Genomic DNA, 19,097 nt, shown 5'->3' on the forward strand with positions numbered 1-19,097 from the left:
TAATCCGAAAGTATGGCGAATTCTGATAGATATTTTATATTTTTGTATTCGAAAAAAAAGAATTAAAATGAAATTAAATACTTTGTTTTTTGCCGCAGTATGTGCAGGTACGTTGTTCAGCTCTTGTGTAGACAAAACAGCAAGAGAGAATCAGTTGAAATATACTCATACTACTTTGGTAGATGGTGATGCTTTTTCTGCTTTCCAAAAAGTTGGCGAGACGGCACAGGTAGGTGTAATTGTAGCTGAACACGAAGAAGCTAGTGGTGATGCTAAATCAAAAGAGGTGGCTGCTAAAGTGAAAGCTTACTACGAACAATTTATCCCGGCTTTGGACACGATTGCTAGAACGGTACAAATCGATTTTCCGATCAAAGGTGTACCTGCTCCGGAGTTAACAGGAAGTGTGGCTACTGACTCTACTGAAGCTACTAGTAGTATACATACAGATTATGTGCATAACGCACAGCATGAAATTGGCTTGATTAAAGATCAATTAACCCGATTGACTCGTAACACAAATAAGGACTTACGTGCTTTTGCAGAAAAACAAGTGAGTATTGTTTCTGACCTTTATAAGCAAATAGGTGGTAAGGAAGAAGCGCATGCGCACCATTAACAGCAGTTTTTGTGCTATAAAAAAAGGGAACATCTATGTGTTCCCTTTTTTTATATGTTAATTCTAACGTTAATTTAATGAAAAATTAATATTAAAACGTTATTATTGGCAGATTAAAAAAACAATGCCGGTGAGATACGCAGCTATAGATATAGGTTCCAATGCAGTCCGATTGTTGATTGCGGATATTTTAGAAAAGAAGGATGAAGTGGTGTATACTAAGAACACCCTGCTCCGAGTGCCATTGCGTTTAGGTGATGATGCTTTTATTGATAAGCATATATCTGTGGGTAAATTCCAAGATATGGTCAAAACAATGCGTGCTTTTAGAAACCTAATGGACGTCTACAAGGTCACGGATTACATGGCTTGTGCAACATCGGCGATGCGGGATTCGGATAATGGTGCAGAGGTGGTTAAAGCTTGTCAAAAGGAAGGTATCGACATACAGATTGTAGATGGAGGGATTGAAGCTAAAATTATCTATAATTCTTATTTGAGCAGTACTATTGATAAGACTAAGGTATACCTTTATATTGACGTGGGAGGGGGAAGTACGGAGATAACCTTATTTGCGAATGGAGAGCTTGTTGACTCCCAGTCTTTCAATTTAGGGACTATTCGTATATTGGACAATCAGGATGAACCAGAGACTTGGGATAAGATGCGGCGTTGGGTCAAGGAGAAGACAAGGGGATATAAGAATATATATGGTATAGGTACGGGGGGCAATATTAACAAATTGTCACGTATTGCCAATGAGAAAGGTGATAAACCGATGACTTATGCGAAACTTAAAGCTATTTTCGATCATTTAAATTCTTTTTCCTTGAAAGATCGTATTCATGAGTTGGGGTTACGTTCGGATCGAGCCGATGTTATCATTCCTGCCTCAGAAATTTTCCTGACGATTATGAAGGTAGGTCATTTGAAAAACATTGTGGCTCCGCGAGTTGGCTTGGTTGATGGAATTATTCAGACACTTATTGATAAAAATTTAAAAAATAATAAGCAGAATTAGCTTGTGACTTTAAAAAAAAGCTATATTTTTGTCGGAGTAATACCCAGGTGGCGAAATTGGTAGACGCACCATCTTGAGGGGGTGGCGCTCGCAAGGGCATGGCAGTTCGAATCTGCTTCTGGGTACAAAAAAAGCGATCATATTCTGTGATCGCTTTTTTTATGTCATTTTCAGGTTTTAGAGATTGTTGACTCTTGCTGTAATTTCTGCGATATCAAGTACCTGTATTTCTTTTTCCTTTATTTTTACGCCATCCTGTAACATCGTCATGCAAAATGGACATGCTGCTGCTACAACAGTTGCGTTGGTTTCTATCACATCTTCTATACGTTCAATATTAACGTCCTTGTTGCCAGCTTCTGGCTCTTTAAACATCTGTGCACCGCCAGCTCCACAGCATAAACCATTGCTTCGACAGCGCTTGAGCTCGACTAAGTCTGCGTCTAGCACCTCTAAAGCTTTACGTGGAGCTTCATACACCTCATTGGCGCGACCGAGATAACATGGGTCGTGATAGGTAATGCGCTTGCCTTTGAAGTCATGACCGTCAGCAGGCTTTAACTTACCTTGTTCGATAAGGGATTGAATCAATTGTGTATGGTGTATTACTTCATAGTGTCCTCCAAGATCAGGATATTCATTCTTTAAGGTGTTGAAGCAGTGGGGACACGCTGTGACTATTTTCTTGATTTCATATCCATCGAGTACCTGTATGTTCATCATAGCCTGCATCTGAAACAAGAATTCGTTTCCGGCCCGTTTGGCAGGGTCGCCTGTACAACTCTCTTCTGTCCCCAAGATGGCGTATTTTATGCCGACATGGTGGAGTATCTTACAGATGTCTCTTGTGATCCGTTGTGCCCTTTCGTCAAAAGAGCCAGCGCAACCGACCCAAAATAGTATATCTGGAGACTCGCCTTTGGCAACTAATTCAGCAATTGTAGGTATGTGTATTTGATTTTCCATGTCTAAGAATCTTTATTGATTGGCCCAATTCGCCCGATCAGCTTGTGCATATTTCCAGGGAGCTCCGTTATTTTCCATATTTCCAAGCATTCCGTTGATACTGGTAGGGGCTTTGGATTCTTCCATGACAACGTATTGCCTAAGCCCCATTATGATCTCTAATGGGTTGATATTTACAGGGCATTGTTCAACGCAGGCATTACAACTTGTACAGGCCCATATTTCCTCCCTAGTGATATAATTGTCCAGTAACGATTTATTGTCGTCTACAAAGGACTTGTTCGTGTCTATATTCTTGCCAATTTCTTCGATACGGTCTCTTGTATCCATCATAATCTTACGCGGTGAAAGCAATTTTCCTGTGATATTGGCAGGACAAGAGGAGGTGCAGCGGCCACACTCTGTACAGGTATAGGCATCGAGTAGGTTTTTCCAAGTCAAGTCCACGGCATCTTTTACACCAAATCGGGACACTTCACCACTAGGAGGAGGAATGCTCGGATCCAACATAGCTTTTACTTCTTCGGTAACAGAGGACATGTTCTCAAATTTACCCTTTGGCTCTAGTTTTGTGAAATAGGTATTTGGAAAAGCAAGAATGATATGAAGATGCTTGGACAAAGGAAGATAGTTGAGGAAAGCAAATACTCCTACTATATGGAACCACCAGCAAATACGTTCTATTAAAACCAGGTTGGTAGAAGCTTCTGGAAGTAAGGGCAGAAGAAAAGTGCTTATGGGAAATGCGCCAACGGCAGTGTAATGGGAATAGTTAAGTATCTGTAGTTTTTGATCTGCGGCATTCATGATAAGAAATGCAGCCATTAACAAAATCTCCGTTATCAAAATAATATTTGCATCTGTTTTTGGCCAGTTATTTAATTCGTGTTGATTTAGGCGTCTCAGTTTTAAGATATTTCGTCTAATGAAGAAAATAACACAGGATAACAAAACGAGTAGTGCAAGTATTTCGAAGCTATAGATTAAAAAATTATAAAATCCGCCCATAAAGGACAGCACACGATGGGTGCCAAATATCCCATCGATTACGATTTCCAGCATTTCAATGTTGATGATACAGAAACCAACATATACACATAGATGGAGCAATGCTGGTATCGGACGCTTAAACATCTTTTTTTGGCCAAAGGCTACAAGTAGCATTGTCCTTAATCGCATACTGGGATTATCAAATCGATTGACCGTTTTGCCTAATTTGATGTTTCTGTAAATCTTTGCTGCATTCTTGTAAAAGAAAAATCCTGCAGTAATGAGTAGGAATGTAAATATTAATTGACCAATCATAGTTTTATAATCAGGTTCAAAACAAATATAATTAATATATGGATATTATGCGTGCATAACATGTATTTAGAAGGATTAAAAATTAGGTAGGAAAAGTGTGGGAAAAATGGTGGGATAGTAGTATGCGAACCATCTGGTAATAAAAAATATAACGTTTTGTTCTTTTTTTTAGATAAAACTGCTATATTCGTTTACGTACACGATATCCTTTTAGAGCTTTATAAACCTATGATATCCCTTAGAGCTTAAGAATTGTGTGAGATAGAAGCAAAAGCTTTTATTTAATCGAGTATAGTAATCAGTTTAATAAAGTAGAATTATAAATTTAAAATTATGAGATCAAAAGTTTACATGCTTTGTGTCTTTTTGGGCTCACCGTTTTTAAGTCATTCTTCCTTCTATAGTAGTGGAAAGGATAGAGTTAAAGTCGATTTGGTGATTTCTCAACAGAAGCTTATTGGAAAAGTTGTTGATAGTAACGGCAATCCTCTTCGGGGAGTTAGTGTTAAAGTTAAGAATACGATACAGTCTGTAGGTACTAATGGCGATGGTGATTTCGAACTTTCGGGACAACTTCTAGGGAAAACTCTGATTTTTTCAAGTGTCGGGTACGTACCAAAAGAAATTGTGGTTTCGAGTTTGAAGGATCTAGCCGTTGTTCTTGAACTCGATGAAGGTAATCTTGAAGAGGTTGTTGTTGTTGGTTACGGTACTCAAAAAAGAAAAGAACTGACTGGTTCAATATCGTCTGTTAAATCTGCAGATCTAGAGAAGGTAGCTAGTAATTCTTTTACTGGGGCAATACAGGGAAAAGTTCCAGGGGTAACTATAACGAATACGAGTGGCGCACCTGGTGGCGCTAGTTCGGTTAGAATCCGTGGTGTAGGGACTACGGGCGGGAATCAGCCGTTGTATGTTATCGATGGATTTCCTGTGGGAGGTAGTAATATGTCCGTCAGTGGCAATTCGGATCAGGTTGATGGGATGTCGATTGTCAATCCCAATGATATTGAATCTATAGAAGTGCTGAAAGATGCTGCTGCGGCTTCCATTTATGGAGCTCGGGCTGCAAATGGGGTTATTTTGATTACAACCAAACGAGGGAAGGATGGAATTAGTTCGGCAGATCTAAGTACATATACAGGATTCCAAGAGCTTTGGAAGAAACCGAAGTTTTTGAATGCGGAGCAATTTGCTACCTTGGCAAATGAACTGTTCGCAAACTCGAAGATGACCTCGAATCCAGAGTGGGCGAATCCCTCCGCATTAGGGAAAGGTACGAACTGGATTGATGAGGTATTTAGGACAGCACCTATGTATAACGTTGATCTGTCTGTGATGGGGGGAAATCAAAAGGTGAAAAATGCTTTGTCGATAGGTTATCGAGATCAGTCTGGAACACTTATCGAAACATGGAATAAACGCTATACGGGGCGCGCCAATGTGGATATTCAAGCCAATGAACGACTGAAATTCGGCGGTAGTTTGGCTTTTGCTTACACGAATGGGAAGGGATTGCAGAATGAAGATTTCAGACTAGGAGTATTTAATCTGGCGCAACAGTTTTATCCTACATTAGGCTTGGAAGATGTAGTGGACGGTTCTTCTGCCTATTACTCGACTCAAGGAGATAATCCCTACCTACGCGCAAAGTCTGTTGATAAGCGGCTTCGTAACATGCGATTATATGGAAATGCGTTTGGTGAGTTAGTCATTTTTCCGGGGCTGACATTTAAATCGAGTATCGGGTTGGATTATGCTGCTAATCGTACAACTAGTTGGGAACCTAAAGTACAACGCGGGTTCTACAGCAATCCTCTTGCTATATTGAGCGAAACACAGACTCAGGGGCTGAATTGGTTGATTGAAAATACATTAAATTATAATAAGCAGTTTGAAAAACATAGCCTGTCCGCTGTAATCGGCCAAACTGCGCAGCGTAATGCGAGTGATTGGATCTCTATTACAGCGAGAGATTTTCAAAATGAAACGATTCGTGTCGTCAATACCAGTTCGGATGCAAATCGTAGGGGTACAGGTACAGGATCAGTGTATACGCTAGCTTCTTATTTAGGTCGGGTCAATTATTCGTACGCAAACAAGTACTTGTTCTCTGCTAGTATTCGTCGTGATGGATCGTCAAATTTTGGTCCCTCTTACAAATGGGGAAATTTTCCGTCTGTATCTGCTGGATGGAATATTTCGGACGAAGAATTTTTCAATCAGACAGGGCTAGTGAACAGCCTGAAATTGAGAGCGAGCTGGGGACAGCTGGGAAATGATGCAATAGGTGCGTTTGGCTACTCCAGTACGTTTGGATTAGGCCGGGTATTGGATAATTATATCTTAGGGGCCAATCAAGGCCTGATCACTGGTGCCAGCATGATACGTCCTGGCAATATGGATCTAAAATGGGAAACGAGTGAGCAGTTGAATTTTGGGGTAGATGCTACTTTTTTGAATAATCGGGGGTATTTAACCGCTGAATATTATATCAAAGACACTAGAGATATGTTAGTGAGTCTGCCGGTTTCCTTGGAAGCGGGATTTGAGACCGCACCTTCTGTAAATGGTGGTAAGATACGTAATTCAGGATTTGAATTGTTGGTCGGTTATACTGGAGGGAGCGCCTTTAAATATGATGTAAGTGTCAATCTTTCGACTTTGAAGAATGAGGTCTTGTCTATGGGAGCAGGTAATCCTATATCAGGACCCTTAGTGGGCTTCACAAGTATGAATAGCTCTTATACACAGGTAGGTCAGCCTATAGGTTCTTTTAGGGGGTATATTGTAGAGGGTATTTATCAGAATGATTCTGAGGTTGATAAGACTTTCCAACCGAATGCTTCGGCAGGAGACTTTAAGTATCGAGATGTTAATGGAGATCGGGCGCTGACGGATGACGATCGTGTTATATTGGGTAATCCTTGGCCCAAACTAACCTATGGTATGAATATGGATTTTTCATATAAAGGATTTGATCTGAATTTGCTTTTACAAGGGGTTGCTGGAAATGATATTTTTCATGTTAATAAATTTTCTACCTATCCTATTAAGTACTTTGGAGGTAGTGGGGTCATTAACGCATCTGCAGATGTATTGGAACGTTGGACTCCGGAAAAAGGAGGGAGTACTGTTCCTATTTTGAAATACACAGATTTGAATGGCAATTACGCGAACCTTTCTTCTTTTTACATCGAAAATGGAGCTTATCTGCGATTACGCAATGTAACACTTGGATACACGTTGCCTACGGTACTTTTCGAAAATAGCAAAATGATCAAGCGTGTACGTATATATAGTTCAATTCAAAATGCTTTCACTATTACAAAGTACAGTGGTTTTGATCCAGAGATTGGGTCTACTAATCCTCTTGCTTCTGGTGTAGATGATGGGGTATATCCTGTGCCGCGTACGTATATGTTTGGGGTAAAGGTAGGGTTTTAATTAGTTGATAAAATAAGATGAGACAAGTAAAAAATATAGTGCTGTTTGCTTTGTTGAGCACGGCTACAGCATGTAGCGATAGCTTTCTTTCGTTATCGCCTACGGATACTTTGGTAGAAGATAAGTTCTTTGCTAATATTTCAGATGCCGAGGCTGCATTGGTCGGCGTATATGGTTCTCTGCAAAAAGAAGAAGCGTTTTCGAATGTAAGGGATGCTGCTGACATTGAGTGGGCGATTTCGGGAGATATGTATGAGATGGATCGAAGCGCAAATCGGATCGAGCTGCACTCTTTGGTTTTTCCGGCCACCAATACTATACTACGTGATGTATATACAGCAGCGTATATTGGAATTGGTAGAGCTAACATGGTTATTTCAAAAGTCTCTGTCATGAATGACGTGGACGAAAAATCTAAGAGTAAAATAATTGCACAAGCAAAATTTATTCGTGCATTATTTTACTATCGTCTGGTTACTTATTTCGGTGGAGTTCCATTGATAGATGCACCTTTAGATGCCAGCTCAAACCTCCAAATACCTCGTGCTAAAGCAGAGGATATCTGGGCGTTTCTAGAGAAAGATCTACAAGAAGCAAAAGAGAGCTTGCCAATTAAGTGGGATAGTAAGGACGAAGGGAGAGTAACGTCTGGAGCATGTAGAGCATTATTAGGGAAAGCCTTTTTGTGGCAAAAGAAATATCCAGAGGTTATCTTGGTTACGGAAGAATTGTTCGATGAGAAACGCTATAAGCTGCTCGATGATTATCGTTCAGTTTTTATGGAAAGTAATGAAAATAATGATGAAATATTGTTTTCTACTCAATTTAAGGAAGGGGTGGATGCCGAGGGGAATAATCTAGTGAAGCGTACCGCTCCACGTGGTGCTTCTAAAGAATTCACAGGAGGAGATGCTTGGAGTAACTTTGTTCCTGATAAACACTGGGTGAATGCGCATGAAAAAGACAGCAATGCTCAGATTAAAGATAAGCGTTATTGGGCAACGATTATAGGACCAGGTGAAAAACATCAAAATATGCCTGCTTTTGTGATGCCGACGGATGTGCCTGCAGGGTGGTCGCATTCGGGATTTATCATGACAAAATATTGGCAAAAGCCAACTCCAACATTTTCTGGCGTTAATGCTCCAGTCATCCGTTTTGCTGAGGTGCTCTTAAACTATGCGGAGGCATTGAATGAAGAAGGTCGGGGAGATGACGCTATAGAAGAGGTTAATAAAATTCGGACAAGAGCTGGGTTGGATGATTTGTCGAATGGTCTTGCTAAGGATAAGGTCTTGGATGCCATTTTTCAAGAACGGCGAATGGAATTCATATGGGAGCCCACTGGTGGTTTTTCTGATTTAAATAGAAGTGGACGTTTCCTGGAGTTTATCGCTGCGGAAAGACCTAACTATGATGAATTGAACGTCGATCAGAAACCTTGGTTAAGTACCAAGCCTATCGTGTTTCCGATACCTAGAGATGCATGGGATCGTAATAAGGCTTTAAACCAAAATGATTATTATAGTTTCTAGAATTACTATAACATTTTCCTCGTGTTTATTCAAAGAGATCTTTTGTTCGCTTTACAGTGCGAACAAAAGATCTCTTTAGGGGGATTGAATGGATTGAAAAGTTATTTATATAGATGTTTATTTTTTGAAATATGAATTTACTTTGGATGAAGTCTAAAAAAGTTGTATTTTCGTGTACGTACACAATTGTACTATTAACCAAATAATGAAGAAAACGTTATATTATAATGCTCGGATAATTCTTCAGGACAGTATCGTCTGGGGAGCCGTACTTGTAGAAGGAAAAAGAATAAAAAGGATTATTGAGGGAAAGATTGTAGGGCTTGACGAATTTCAAGATACAGATTTCCTAGATCTAAAGGGCAACTATCTTTCACCTGGTTTTATTGATATTCATATACATGGTGGGGGAGGATATGATTTTATGGATGGAACGGAAGAAGCATTTCGCGAAATAGCTGTTGTCCACGCCCAATATGGTACGACTGCTCTTGTCCCCACGACATTGACAACTACAAAGGAACAGCTTGAAGAAACTTTGAATAGTTATACAAAAGTTAAAGAGCAAATTATTAATGGAGCGCAGTTTTTAGGAATGCATCTCGAAGGCCCTTACTTCGCATTATCACAACGAGGTGCACAGGATCCTCGTTATATTCGTAATCCGGATCCTGATGAATACCGCTACTTGATTGAGAATTATTCAAGTATTGTAAGATGGAGTGCGGCTCCCGAGCTAGAAGGGGCTTTGGAGTTTGGAAAGTACTTATCTCAAAAAGGAATTATTGCTGCTATTGCTCATACTGATGCAATTTATGAGGATGTTGTAGCTGCACATAACATAGGGTTCAATCTTATGACTCATTTTTATTCGGCTATGTCCAGTGTAAGTAGACGTAATGCTTTTCGCTACGCAGGAGTTGTTGAGGCGGGGTATCTCATCGATGATTTCGATCTGGAATTGATCGCAGATGGTATTCATTTGCCAGATCCCTTATTGCGGTTGATATATAAAGTAAAAGGACCTGACAAGATGGTTTTGATCACTGATGCTATGCGAGCAGCTGGCACAAATGTGAATGAATCTGTCTTGGGAAGCTTGGAAGATGGTTTGGAGGTGTTGGTTGAAGACGGAGTGGCAAAACTGAAGGATCGTTCAGCTTTTGCCGGGTCCGTTGCTACTGCTGATAGATTGATCCGAACAATGCTTAAGCTCGGAGACATTCCGCTAGAAGAAATAATACGGATGATTACTTTTAATCCGGCTCGAGTGATGAAGGTAGCTGATCGGAAAGGCAGTATTGCGCTAGAGAAGGACGCTGACCTTGTTGTTTTTGACGATGATGTCCGTGTTTTGATGACAGTAGTTAACGGACGGATAGTATATCGAATAGATTAATTATTATGAAAAGAAAAGTAGAGAACTTGAGCGTGGGTATTTATGCAACGCGAGAACTAATGGGGGATGCTGTAGCGCAAGATGTGCACGATGCTATCCACGAGTTGTTAAAGAAGAGGGATACTGTGAATATTATATTCGCGGCAGCACCTTCACAAAGAGATCTGTATGCAAGCTTATTGAATATGAATATTCCTTGGGAGAGGGTTAATGCCATGCATATGGATGAATATGTAGGGATTAGCCCCGAAGAGCCTCAGAGCTTTCGTAATTATTTAAAGACGAATCTTTTTGATAAGATTCCGCTGAGGTCAGTTTCGTACATCCAGGGGGAAAGCAAAGATATTGTTGATGAATGTCAACGGTATACTTCAATATTGAGCAACAATGTCCTAGATATTGTATGTATGGGGATAGGAGAGAATACTCACATAGCTTTTAACGATCCTCCTCTTGCGAGATTTGATGATGTAGAAACGGTCAAGGTCGTCGAATTGGATCCAATCTGTCGCCAGCAACAGGTTAATGATGGCTGTTTCCCTAGTCTAGAGGATGTTCCAACACACGCTTTGACATTGACCATACCTGTATTGTTGTCTGCAGAGTACATTTTTTGTGTAGTGCCAGGAAAGACTAAGGAACAAGCAGTTTATCATACTCTTTATGAGGACGTTTCTGAAACTTACCCGTCGACTATTCTTAGACAACATGTAAGAGCAAAACTATATTTAGATACAGAAAGCAGTAGACTTTTGGAAAGTTAAAAAAAAATTCTTTACTTGAAGGCTAATTGGTATCCATATGCAAAAGAATAATGAACTGTCGGGCGTAAAAGAAATTGCGAGAAGAGCTAATGTTTCAATTGCAACAGTGGATCGTGTGATTCACAATAGAACTGGGGTTTCTGCAAAAACAAAGGAAAAAATTGAGGCTATCATTAAGGAGATGGACTATAAGCCTAATCTTTTGGCTAGAAGTTTAGCCTCCCGAAAGGTCTTTCGCTTTGCTGTTTTAATTCCACGTGAATCTCAAGAAACGGAATATTGGAGAGCTCCGCTTGAAGGTATAAATGCCGCTTGGTCAGAAATTCGGATGTACGGAGTAGAGGTTGTTTTTTTTCATTATGAACTCAACGACAGAGAGACATTCAATCAGCAAGCGAATAGTATTCTTAAGGAAAGTTTTCATGGTGTTATTTTAGCACCTTCTTTTATTAGTGAAGCCCTGGAGTTTTTTTATAGATGTGAGGCCAAGAAGATAAAATGTGTTTTCATTAATTCAGATATATCGAATGTCAACCCGTTGAGCTATGTGGGCCCCGATTTGTTTCAGTCTGGTAAATTGGCTGGTAACCTATCGAAGTATCTTATTCCAGATGGAGGGAACATTCTTATTTTTAATGTGTCTAGGGAGTTGGGGGCGGAACATCATTTGCTAAAGAAGGCGACAGGTTTCAAAAGCTATTTTGAAGAGAATAAATCAACTTCTGTCGTCAATATGTTGACAGTTCATAGGACTGATTATGATTCCGTAATGGCAGAGTTGGGGAGGTATTTGCAGGAAAATGTAGTGGATCTGCTGTTTGTCACCAATTCTCGGGTTTCTACGGTAGCCAAGTATTTTGAAGCCAATAATATTACAAATATAAAACTGATTGGATATGATTATCTTACTCAGAATATAGCGTATCTAGAGAAAGGTATCATCGATTTCTTGATCTGTCAAAAACCAATAGAACAGGGATATAAAGGACTGTTGACACTGTATGAGTACTTTGTTGAAAGTGAGAAGATTGAAAAGGTGCAACTGATGCCTATCGATATTCTAACAAAAGAGAATTATAAATACTACAAGAATTAAATAGATGGAAATTTATTTGCGAATAAATTTTCGGGTACGTACACTATTTACTATCTTTATAATATAACATAATAAACCGCATTATGAAAAATCTAAGTAGAAGAGACTTCGTTAGTATGAGCTCCTTGGCTTTGGGCGCGACGATGATAAATACAGCGTCCGCAATTCCTTTCTTTCAAGACAGAGGGAAACGTATTGGTATCATTGGTTTAGACACCTCCCATGCTATAGCTTTTACGAAATCCTTGCATGATAGTCCTGAAAAATTTCGTGATTATAAAGTAGTGGCTGCTTATCCCTATGGTACAAAGACGATTCCTTCAGCTACGGATCGTATTCCTAAATATATTGCAGATATTGAAAAGTTAGACGTAAAGATTGTAGATTCTATCTCGTCTTTGTTGAAGCAAGTTGATTATGTGTTGCTGGAAACCAATGATGGTCGGTTGCACCTAGATCAAGCTCGCGAAGTTTTCAAAGCAAAAAAGCCTGTTTTTATCGATAAGCCAATAGCAGCATCTTATAAGGATGCACAGGAGATAATGCGTCTGTCCAAAGAACATAATGTTCCTTTTTTCTCTTCTTCTTCGTTGCGTTATATTACCGGTATGAAGGATATTATAGAAGGCAAATATGGGAAAGTGTTAGGAGCAGATGTTTATTCGCCCGCAGCCCTAGAACCTAGTCACCCGGATTTCTTTTGGTATGGGATACATGCTGTAGAAATGTTGATCACTGCAATGGGGGTGGGGTGTAAATCGCTGAATCGTACCCATACTGATGGGACTGATATCATAGTAGGTGTTTGGGAAGACGGACGTATAGGAACCGTAAGAGGAACGCGTACAGGAGCCGCAGCCTTCGGTGGGACTGTCTATTGCGAAAAAGGCGCAATAAAGTTAGGTGATTTTGTGGGGTATGCCCCATTATTAGAAGAAATAGTTGCATTTTTTGACTCAGGAAAAGTTCCAGTTGATGGGGCCCAAACTTTGGAAATATGCGCTTTTATCGAAGCTGCTGATCTGAGTAAAAAAATGCAGGGACGAACAGTCAATTTAACAGATATAACCTTAAAATAAAAACTTACTATTATGGATAATAATTCGAGAAGAGATTTTATCAAGAAAACATTGATCGCATCTACTGCTGTAGGATTGGGCGGAGTCTTGCCTGGTTTTAGTGCTAAAAGTTATAATAGGATTGTCGGTGCTAACGAGAAAATGCGAGTCTCTGTAATGGGGGTTAACTCTCGAGGTGCGGCGTTAGCTCAAAATTTTGCTAGTCAGGCACAGAGTGAGGTAATTCATATATGTGATGTCGATAGTCGAGCTATTGATAAGTGTAAGACAGGACTGACTAAGTTCCAAAACACAGGAGTAACAGGATTTAAAGACTTTAGAAAGTCGTTAGAAAGTAAGGACGTAGATATTTTTGTTGTCGCGGCGCCGGATCACTGGCACGCTCCAGCAGCTATTCTAGCGTCCCAAGCTGGTAAAAGTGTTTATCTAGAAAAGCCATGTGGCCATAATCCTAGAGAGGGAGAATTATTGGTTGCTGCAGCAAACAAGTATGGAAATGTTATCCAGATGGGGAATCAACGAAGATCGTGGCCTAATGTGGTTAAAGGTATTGAAGAGGTGCACAATGGTACTATAGGTAAAGTGTTTTATGCTAAGACTTGGTATACGAATAATCGTCCTTCGATTGGGATTGGGAAAAAAACGGCTGTTCCTTCTTGGTTAGATTTTGATCTATGGCAAGGGCCTGCTCCTCGTGCAGCGTATCAGGACAATTTATTGCATTATAACTGGCATTGGTTTTGGAATTGGGGAACCGGAGAAGCTTTGAATAATGGTACACATATGGTTGACTTAGCACGCTGGGGCTTGCAGGTGGACTATCCTACTCGAGTAAGCTCTAACGGTGGTCGATATGCGTATAAAGATGATTGGGAAACACCAGATACGCAGGTTATAAGTCTTGAGTTCGGTCCGGATAAAATGATTACTTGGGAAGGACGAAGCTGTAGTGCTATGACAACCGAAGGTTCTAATGTCGGTGTGATGTTTTATGGATCTAATGGCTCTCTGCAAATCGATGGAGCAAATTCTTATAAATTGTTCGACATTAAAGGTAAATTGGTTAAAGAGGTAAAAGACAGTGGACCTATTAATACGGCTAGTCTTAGTAGTCCCTCACAGCAATTGGATGCATTACATATGCAGAATATGTTTTCTGCAATGAAGAAGTCAGGTAACCTTAATTCGGATATTGTTAGTGGACATAAAAGTACATTGTTGGTACAATTGGGAAATATTGCGCTTAGAGCTGGTAAGCAGTTGGAAATAGATCCTAAGAATGGACACATTTTGAATGACAACAATGCTATGAAAAATCTGTGGTCAAGAGAATATGCTAAAGGGTGGGAGCCTAAAGTCTAAAGCGATATGGGAGTTAGTAATGTTAAAACTGCAGCTAGTCTGACGAAAAGAGAGACTATCGTATCTATAGGAATTATAGGTGTCCTGTTTTTTATGTTTGGTTTTGTCAGTTGGGTTAATGCCATACTGATACCTTACTTTAAAATAGCTTGCGAACTGACCAATTTTCAGTCCTATCTCGTCACATTTGCATTTTATATTTCCTATTTGGTCATATCCATGCCTTCTTCTTATCTTCTTAAAAATAAAGGGTTTAAGAATGGTATTATGATTGGCTTTTTTATTATGGCATTTGGCGCATTTATGTTTATTCCTGCTGCCTTGACACGTACTTATGAAGTGTTTTTAGTAGGCTTATTTTCGTTGGGTGCTGGGTTAGCGATTTTGCAGACTGCTGCCAATCCTTATGTAACTATATTGGGGCCTAAAGAGCGCGCTGCACAGCGCATCTCTATCATGGGGATATGTAATAAGGCTGCCGGGATCTTGGCTCCTTTAATCTTTGCTACAGTGGTTTTGCGTGCTACTGATTCTGATTTGTTCAAGAACCTTGAAATGATGGATGTAGCACAGCGCTCGCAAGAACTTGACGTTTTTATCCGACGCGTGATAGCGCCTTATACGGTTCTGGGCTTCATTCTGGTAGGGTTGGGGTTACTGGTTCGTTTTTCCCCACTACCGGAGATTGATACTGAACATGAGGATGCGGATGTGGCGGCAGCCAATTCGTCAAAAAACAGTATCTTTCAGTTTCCACATCTGATCTTAGGAGCGATTGCTATTTTCCTACATGTAGGTACGCAGATTATTTCAATAGATACTATTATAGGCTATGCGGGATCAATGGATATTGATCTCTTAGAGGCTAAGGTTTTTCCTTCTTACACCTTGTTCCTGACTATAGTGGGGTATCTTTGCGGAATCGTTTTGATCCCCAAAGTAATGAGTCAAGTTACTGCTCTGAGAGTGTGTACGATTCTAGGATTGATTCTGTCTCTTGGGATAATCTATCTTAATGGAGATATTACATTGTTAGGACATAAAGCGGATGTTTCAATATGGTTTATCGTTTTGTTAGGCTTCGCGAATTCGCTGGTTTGGGCAGGTATATGGCCATTAGCGTTGAGTGATCTTGGAAGGTTTACGAAGCAAGGAGGCGCTTTGTTGATTATGGGGTTGTGTGGTAATGCAATCATGCCAATGATATATGGTCACTATGCTGATGTATTTGATTTGAGAACGGCCTATTGGGTATTGGTTCCGTGTTATCTGTATTTGATTTTTTATGCGGTCAAAGGCCATAAAATTCGTAAATGGTAAAAATGAGATTAGATAGGAAAATTTATTTATGGAGTGCTTTGTGCCTATTGGGAACAGGCTGTGTTCAGAATCAGTCTTCCAATGGGGATGACGATCGTATTAATTTGGTAGTAGTACAACCAGAACACTTCCATGCCGCGCTTGTGCAGAAGTATAAAAACTCGGAAATAAATTCAGAGGTACATCTTTTTGCAGATACGATCACCAGTGCAGAAGCTTATCAAAACCTTATACAGCAGTATAACTCAAGATCGGAAAGTCCTACAGATTGGAAAGTCATTCCCTATTATGGGAATGACTTTCTAGACAAGGCTTTTAAGAGCAATGTTGGAAATGTTGTGGTATTGGCAGGTGACAATAAAGAGAAGATAGAGTTTATATCTCACTCAGTAAAGAATGGTAAAGATGTTTTTGCAGATAAACCATTGGTGATAAATATTGACGGTTATAGTAGGCTTGCTGAATTTTTCAATACTTCTTCGCCTCAGTCTCCATTAATATTTGACATTATGACTGAGCGCTATGATGTGAAGAATATTATTGCTAAGACATTATTGAATGATATCGGGTTTTCGGGGGGAATTGATAAAGATGGAGGCGAACATGCTGTTAAATTTAATAGTACCCATCATTTTATAAAGGAGGTTTCTGGGAAACCATTGATACGTCCAGCTATGTTTTACAATACATTACAGCAGGGAGAGGGATTGGTTGATGTGACTACTCACTATATTGATTTAGTCTATTGGATGCTTTCTTCGGAACAAACAATAGATATAAATAAAGATTTAATATTGGACAGTGCATTTAGATGGTGTACAAAGGTGACTAAAAATGACTTTGAAAAATCCACTGGTATGAAACAGTACCCTGGTATGTTAAAGCAGTCTCAAACAAACGAAGGAGATCTTGATGTATACAGTAATGGAAAAATGGCTTTTAATTTTAAAGGTGTTCCAATCTCTATTGCTGTTCAATGGAATGTGGAATCTCTAGACAAAAGAGGTGATCAGTTTTCTGCGGTTTTTAATGCCAAAAGACTCCGTTTAGAGATAAAGCCAGACGAAGCAGAAGTAATATCTGTATTTATAATACCAAAAGAAGATAACGGAAAATTTGAGGCGGATTTGAGACAAGCGCTTCAAGGGATAAAAGACTTACCAGGATTAGATATTATTAAGAGCAAGGGGGCTTATAAAGTTATTATACCTCAAAAACTATATCTAAGTCATGAGGATCATTTTGCTAAGGTTTTGGAGCAATTTGTAGCTTATCGAAAAGCTAAGGCTTTACCCGAATGGGAAAAATCTTTTATGTTAGCTAAGTATTATTTAACGACCCAAGCTTTGGCGAAGGCGAAGAGTATTGAATATGAAGAAAATTAGTTTTTTTATCCTTTCATTTTTATTTTGCCAAATTTTATTAGGACAAAAAAATCGTTTGCACGAGAAGATAAGCCCTTATTTCTATCCTCCGGATTCGTTGCGTAATGATTTTGGAAGTTTTCGTTCTCCACTATTATTCAGCAATGGTAAACAAGTGAAATCTGCAAAAGAGTGGAAAGAACGTAAAGCGGAAATAAAGCGGGACTGGGAAGGTTATTTGGGAGCCTGGCCCGATCTTTATACTGAACAAAAATTTGAGTATATCGATACGGTGTATGAAGACACGTATACGCAATATAGTGTGCGCTTTAAATGGACTCCAAATGAATGGACGAAAGGATATTTACTAGTTCCTAAAAATAAAGTAGGTAAGATGCCTGCGGTAATCAGTGTATTTTACGATGCAGAAAGCTCTATAGGGATAGGAAGCAAAAGTAGGCCATGGCGACCGTGGCGAGATTTTGCAAAACAACTGGCAAATAGAGGGTTTGTCACTTTGGCTATTGGTACGAAGGAGGCTTCGGAACGCAATGAATTTTCACTTTACTATCCTTCTATTGATTCGGTGTCTGTTCAACCGCTATCGATGCTTGCTTATGCAGCAAATAATGCCTATTATGTTCTCGCTAACTGTAAGAACGTAGACAAAAAACGAATCGGTATTGTGGGGCATTCTTTTGGTGGTAAATGGGCTATGTTTGGATCCTGTCTTACCGATAATTTTGCTGCTGCTGCCTGGTCTGATCCAGGAATCGTGATGCAGGAGGGGAGAGAATCTATTAATTATTGGGAGCCGTGGTATCTTGGTTTTCATCGTAAACCTTGGCGTAAGAGAGGTTTGATTACCGATCAGAATCCAGCGTATGGTGTGTATAATCAGTTGAGAAAGGATGATAGAAACCTACATGAACTACATGCTTTGATGGCTCCAAGACCCTTTTTGGTTTCGGGAGGGGCGGAAGATCCGGTCACACAATGGAGAGCGTTGAATCATAGTGTCGAAGTGAATAAACTCTTGGGGCAAAAGGAAAGAGTGGCTATGACGAATAGACCTACACATTCCCTGACTGAAGATGCGACGGAAGCGATATATACATTTTTTGAATATTTTTTAAAATAGTATTGTTTCAGTCATGCACTAGAGATGGTATATTTGTTATAATAAATCTAGTATTGTAATATACTAAAGTTGTTTTTTAAACCGGTTTCTAAAGCCTCTTTATGAAAGATCATGAAGATCAAGTTTTACTGATTCGCCTTTCTGAAGGAGATGAAAAAGCGTTCCTAATGCTGTACGACAGGCATTGGGAACGCTTATTTATTTATGCTGTCCATATAGTAAAAGATCAGGATGAAGCTGAAGATGTGATTCAGGAGGTTTTTGCGAAGCTATGGAGGATTAAGGAAAGTCTGCTTGATGTTAAGAATCTCAGTGCGTACCTCATTACAATAACAAAAAATCAGGCGCTGAGAAGTATTTTAAACAGTAAGCGAATGAATGATGGACTACATTCGTTTGTGGATTATATAGACGCTCATTATCCTTCTATAGAGAAAGAGTACGAAGCTAGGGAATTGGCAACATTGATTGATAAACATATTGACCGCCTGCCCGAAAAGATGAGAGAAATATTTGTGCTAAGTAGAGAGAATGGTCTTTCTAATAAGGAAATCGCCAAGTCTTTAAATATTTCAGAACATACGGTCAAGAAGCAGATTAATAATTCCCTAAAGCGGATCCGTTCCAATATCCGTTATATCTTATTGATTTTTATTTCCTAGAAAAGTAATTCTATTTT

The 19,097-nt window shown here is 39.5% G+C and carries 15 protein-coding genes and 1 tRNA gene; 14 read left to right on the forward strand and 2 right to left on the reverse strand.

The genetic code is table 11. From position 1 onward, the window contains the following. Positions 1–67: 67 nt before the first annotated feature. The 3 genes from M472_RS32085 to M472_RS32095 all read left to right on the forward strand — a co-directional run bounded on the left by M472_RS32085 (position 68) and on the right by M472_RS32095 (position 1,765). Positions 68–619, forward strand: a complete 552-nt coding sequence (locus M472_RS32085; RefSeq protein WP_021069998.1) for a hypothetical protein — start codon at positions 68–70, stop codon at positions 617–619. A 130-nt stretch (positions 620–749) separates the two neighbouring features. Next, positions 750–1,640 (forward strand): Ppx/GppA phosphatase family protein, encoded by an 891-nt coding sequence (locus M472_RS32090; protein ID WP_031301594.1) that lies wholly within the window; start codon positions 750–752, stop codon positions 1,638–1,640. Between the two features lie 41 nt (positions 1,641–1,681). Further along, positions 1,682–1,765 (forward strand) — tRNA-Leu (locus M472_RS32095). A gap of 52 nt (positions 1,766–1,817) precedes the next feature. Here the strand turns inward: M472_RS32095 and M472_RS32100 are convergent. Next, positions 1,818–2,606 (reverse strand): (Fe-S)-binding protein, encoded by a 789-nt coding sequence (locus M472_RS32100; RefSeq protein ID WP_021070000.1) that lies wholly within the window; start codon positions 2,604–2,606, stop codon positions 1,818–1,820. A gap of 12 nt (positions 2,607–2,618) precedes the next feature. Next, on the reverse strand, positions 2,619–3,911 hold the full coding sequence (locus tag M472_RS32105; protein WP_021070001.1) for a (Fe-S)-binding protein: 1,293 nt from the start codon (positions 3,909–3,911) through the stop codon (positions 2,619–2,621). A 333-nt stretch (positions 3,912–4,244) separates the two neighbouring features. Between M472_RS32105 and M472_RS32110 the strand changes: the two genes are divergently transcribed. The 11 genes from M472_RS32110 (at position 4,245) to M472_RS32160 (ending at position 19,080) form a co-directional block, all read left to right on the forward strand. Continuing rightward, positions 4,245–7,358 carry a SusC/RagA family TonB-linked outer membrane protein gene (locus tag M472_RS32110; RefSeq protein ID WP_081643137.1) on the forward strand — a complete coding sequence of 1,038 codons (3,114 nt, stop codon included), beginning with the start codon at positions 4,245–4,247 and terminating at the stop codon, positions 7,356–7,358. 17 nt (positions 7,359–7,375) lie between these two features. Further along, positions 7,376–8,893, forward strand: coding sequence for a RagB/SusD family nutrient uptake outer membrane protein (locus tag M472_RS32115; protein ID WP_021070003.1), 1,518 nt, complete (start codon positions 7,376–7,378; stop codon positions 8,891–8,893). 205 nt (positions 8,894–9,098) lie between these two features. Beyond that, entirely contained in the window at positions 9,099–10,292 is a 1,194-nt protein-coding gene (gene nagA / locus M472_RS32120) for an N-acetylglucosamine-6-phosphate deacetylase (protein ID WP_021070004.1), read from the forward strand. A gap of 5 nt (positions 10,293–10,297) precedes the next feature. Further along, positions 10,298–11,056 carry a glucosamine-6-phosphate deaminase gene (locus M472_RS32125; protein ID WP_021070005.1) on the forward strand — a complete coding sequence of 253 codons (759 nt, stop codon included), beginning with the start codon at positions 10,298–10,300 and terminating at the stop codon, positions 11,054–11,056. Positions 11,057–11,093: 37 nt separating this feature from the next. Further along, the gene (locus tag M472_RS32130; RefSeq protein ID WP_021070006.1) at positions 11,094–12,152 is read left to right on the forward strand and encodes a LacI family DNA-binding transcriptional regulator; all 1,059 of its coding nucleotides are present in this window, start codon (positions 11,094–11,096) and stop codon (positions 12,150–12,152) included. A gap of 83 nt (positions 12,153–12,235) precedes the next feature. After that, on the forward strand, positions 12,236–13,231 hold the full coding sequence (locus M472_RS32135; RefSeq protein WP_021070007.1) for a Gfo/Idh/MocA family protein: 996 nt from the start codon (positions 12,236–12,238) through the stop codon (positions 13,229–13,231). 12 nt (positions 13,232–13,243) lie between these two features. Continuing rightward, positions 13,244–14,593 (forward strand): Gfo/Idh/MocA family protein, encoded by a 1,350-nt coding sequence (locus M472_RS32140; RefSeq protein ID WP_021070008.1) that lies wholly within the window; start codon positions 13,244–13,246, stop codon positions 14,591–14,593. A 6-nt stretch (positions 14,594–14,599) separates the two neighbouring features. Then, positions 14,600–15,913 carry a sugar MFS transporter gene (locus M472_RS32145; protein WP_021070009.1) on the forward strand — a complete coding sequence of 438 codons (1,314 nt, stop codon included), beginning with the start codon at positions 14,600–14,602 and terminating at the stop codon, positions 15,911–15,913. A gap of 2 nt (positions 15,914–15,915) precedes the next feature. Further along, the gene (locus M472_RS32150) at positions 15,916–17,298 is read left to right on the forward strand and encodes a putative oxidoreductase C-terminal domain-containing protein (protein WP_158499894.1); all 1,383 of its coding nucleotides are present in this window, start codon (positions 15,916–15,918) and stop codon (positions 17,296–17,298) included. A gap of 55 nt (positions 17,299–17,353) precedes the next feature. After that, the gene (locus M472_RS32155) at positions 17,354–18,418 is read left to right on the forward strand and encodes a dienelactone hydrolase family protein (RefSeq protein WP_200859612.1); all 1,065 of its coding nucleotides are present in this window, start codon (positions 17,354–17,356) and stop codon (positions 18,416–18,418) included. 101 nt (positions 18,419–18,519) lie between these two features. Continuing rightward, positions 18,520–19,080 (forward strand): RNA polymerase sigma factor, encoded by a 561-nt coding sequence (locus M472_RS32160; protein WP_021070012.1) that lies wholly within the window; start codon positions 18,520–18,522, stop codon positions 19,078–19,080. Positions 19,081–19,097 lie beyond the last annotated feature (17 nt).

It is taken from the genome of Sphingobacterium paucimobilis HER1398 (assembly GCF_000416985.1).
GTDB classification, from domain to species: Bacteria; Bacteroidota; Bacteroidia; order Sphingobacteriales; family Sphingobacteriaceae; genus Sphingobacterium; species Sphingobacterium paucimobilis.

What these genes read in the sequence shown, in the direction of transcription:
- M472_RS32145 (WP_021070009.1), top strand. Translation starts at nt 14,600, where the DNA reads ATGGGAGTTAGTAATGTTAAAACTGCAGCTAGTCTGACGAAAAGAGAG.
- nagA (WP_021070004.1), top strand. Translation starts at nt 9,099, where the DNA reads ATGAAGAAAACGTTATATTATAATGCTCGGATAATTCTTCAGGACAGT.
- M472_RS32105 (WP_021070001.1), bottom strand. Translation starts at nt 3,911, where the DNA reads ATGATTGGTCAATTAATATTTACATTCCTACTCATTACTGCAGGATTT.
- M472_RS32135 (WP_021070007.1), top strand. Translation starts at nt 12,236, where the DNA reads ATGAAAAATCTAAGTAGAAGAGACTTCGTTAGTATGAGCTCCTTGGCT.
- M472_RS32160 (WP_021070012.1), top strand. Translation starts at nt 18,520, where the DNA reads ATGAAAGATCATGAAGATCAAGTTTTACTGATTCGCCTTTCTGAAGGA.
- M472_RS32110 (WP_081643137.1), top strand. Translation starts at nt 4,245, where the DNA reads ATGAGATCAAAAGTTTACATGCTTTGTGTCTTTTTGGGCTCACCGTTT.
- M472_RS32100 (WP_021070000.1), bottom strand. Translation starts at nt 2,606, where the DNA reads ATGGAAAATCAAATACACATACCTACAATTGCTGAATTAGTTGCCAAA.
- M472_RS32140 (WP_021070008.1), top strand. Translation starts at nt 13,244, where the DNA reads ATGGATAATAATTCGAGAAGAGATTTTATCAAGAAAACATTGATCGCA.
- M472_RS32115 (WP_021070003.1), top strand. Translation starts at nt 7,376, where the DNA reads ATGAGACAAGTAAAAAATATAGTGCTGTTTGCTTTGTTGAGCACGGCT.
- M472_RS32085 (WP_021069998.1), top strand. Translation starts at nt 68, where the DNA reads ATGAAATTAAATACTTTGTTTTTTGCCGCAGTATGTGCAGGTACGTTG.
- M472_RS32150 (WP_158499894.1), top strand. Translation starts at nt 15,916, where the DNA reads ATGAGATTAGATAGGAAAATTTATTTATGGAGTGCTTTGTGCCTATTG.
- M472_RS32130 (WP_021070006.1), top strand. Translation starts at nt 11,094, where the DNA reads ATGCAAAAGAATAATGAACTGTCGGGCGTAAAAGAAATTGCGAGAAGA.
- M472_RS32125 (WP_021070005.1), top strand. Translation starts at nt 10,298, where the DNA reads ATGAAAAGAAAAGTAGAGAACTTGAGCGTGGGTATTTATGCAACGCGA.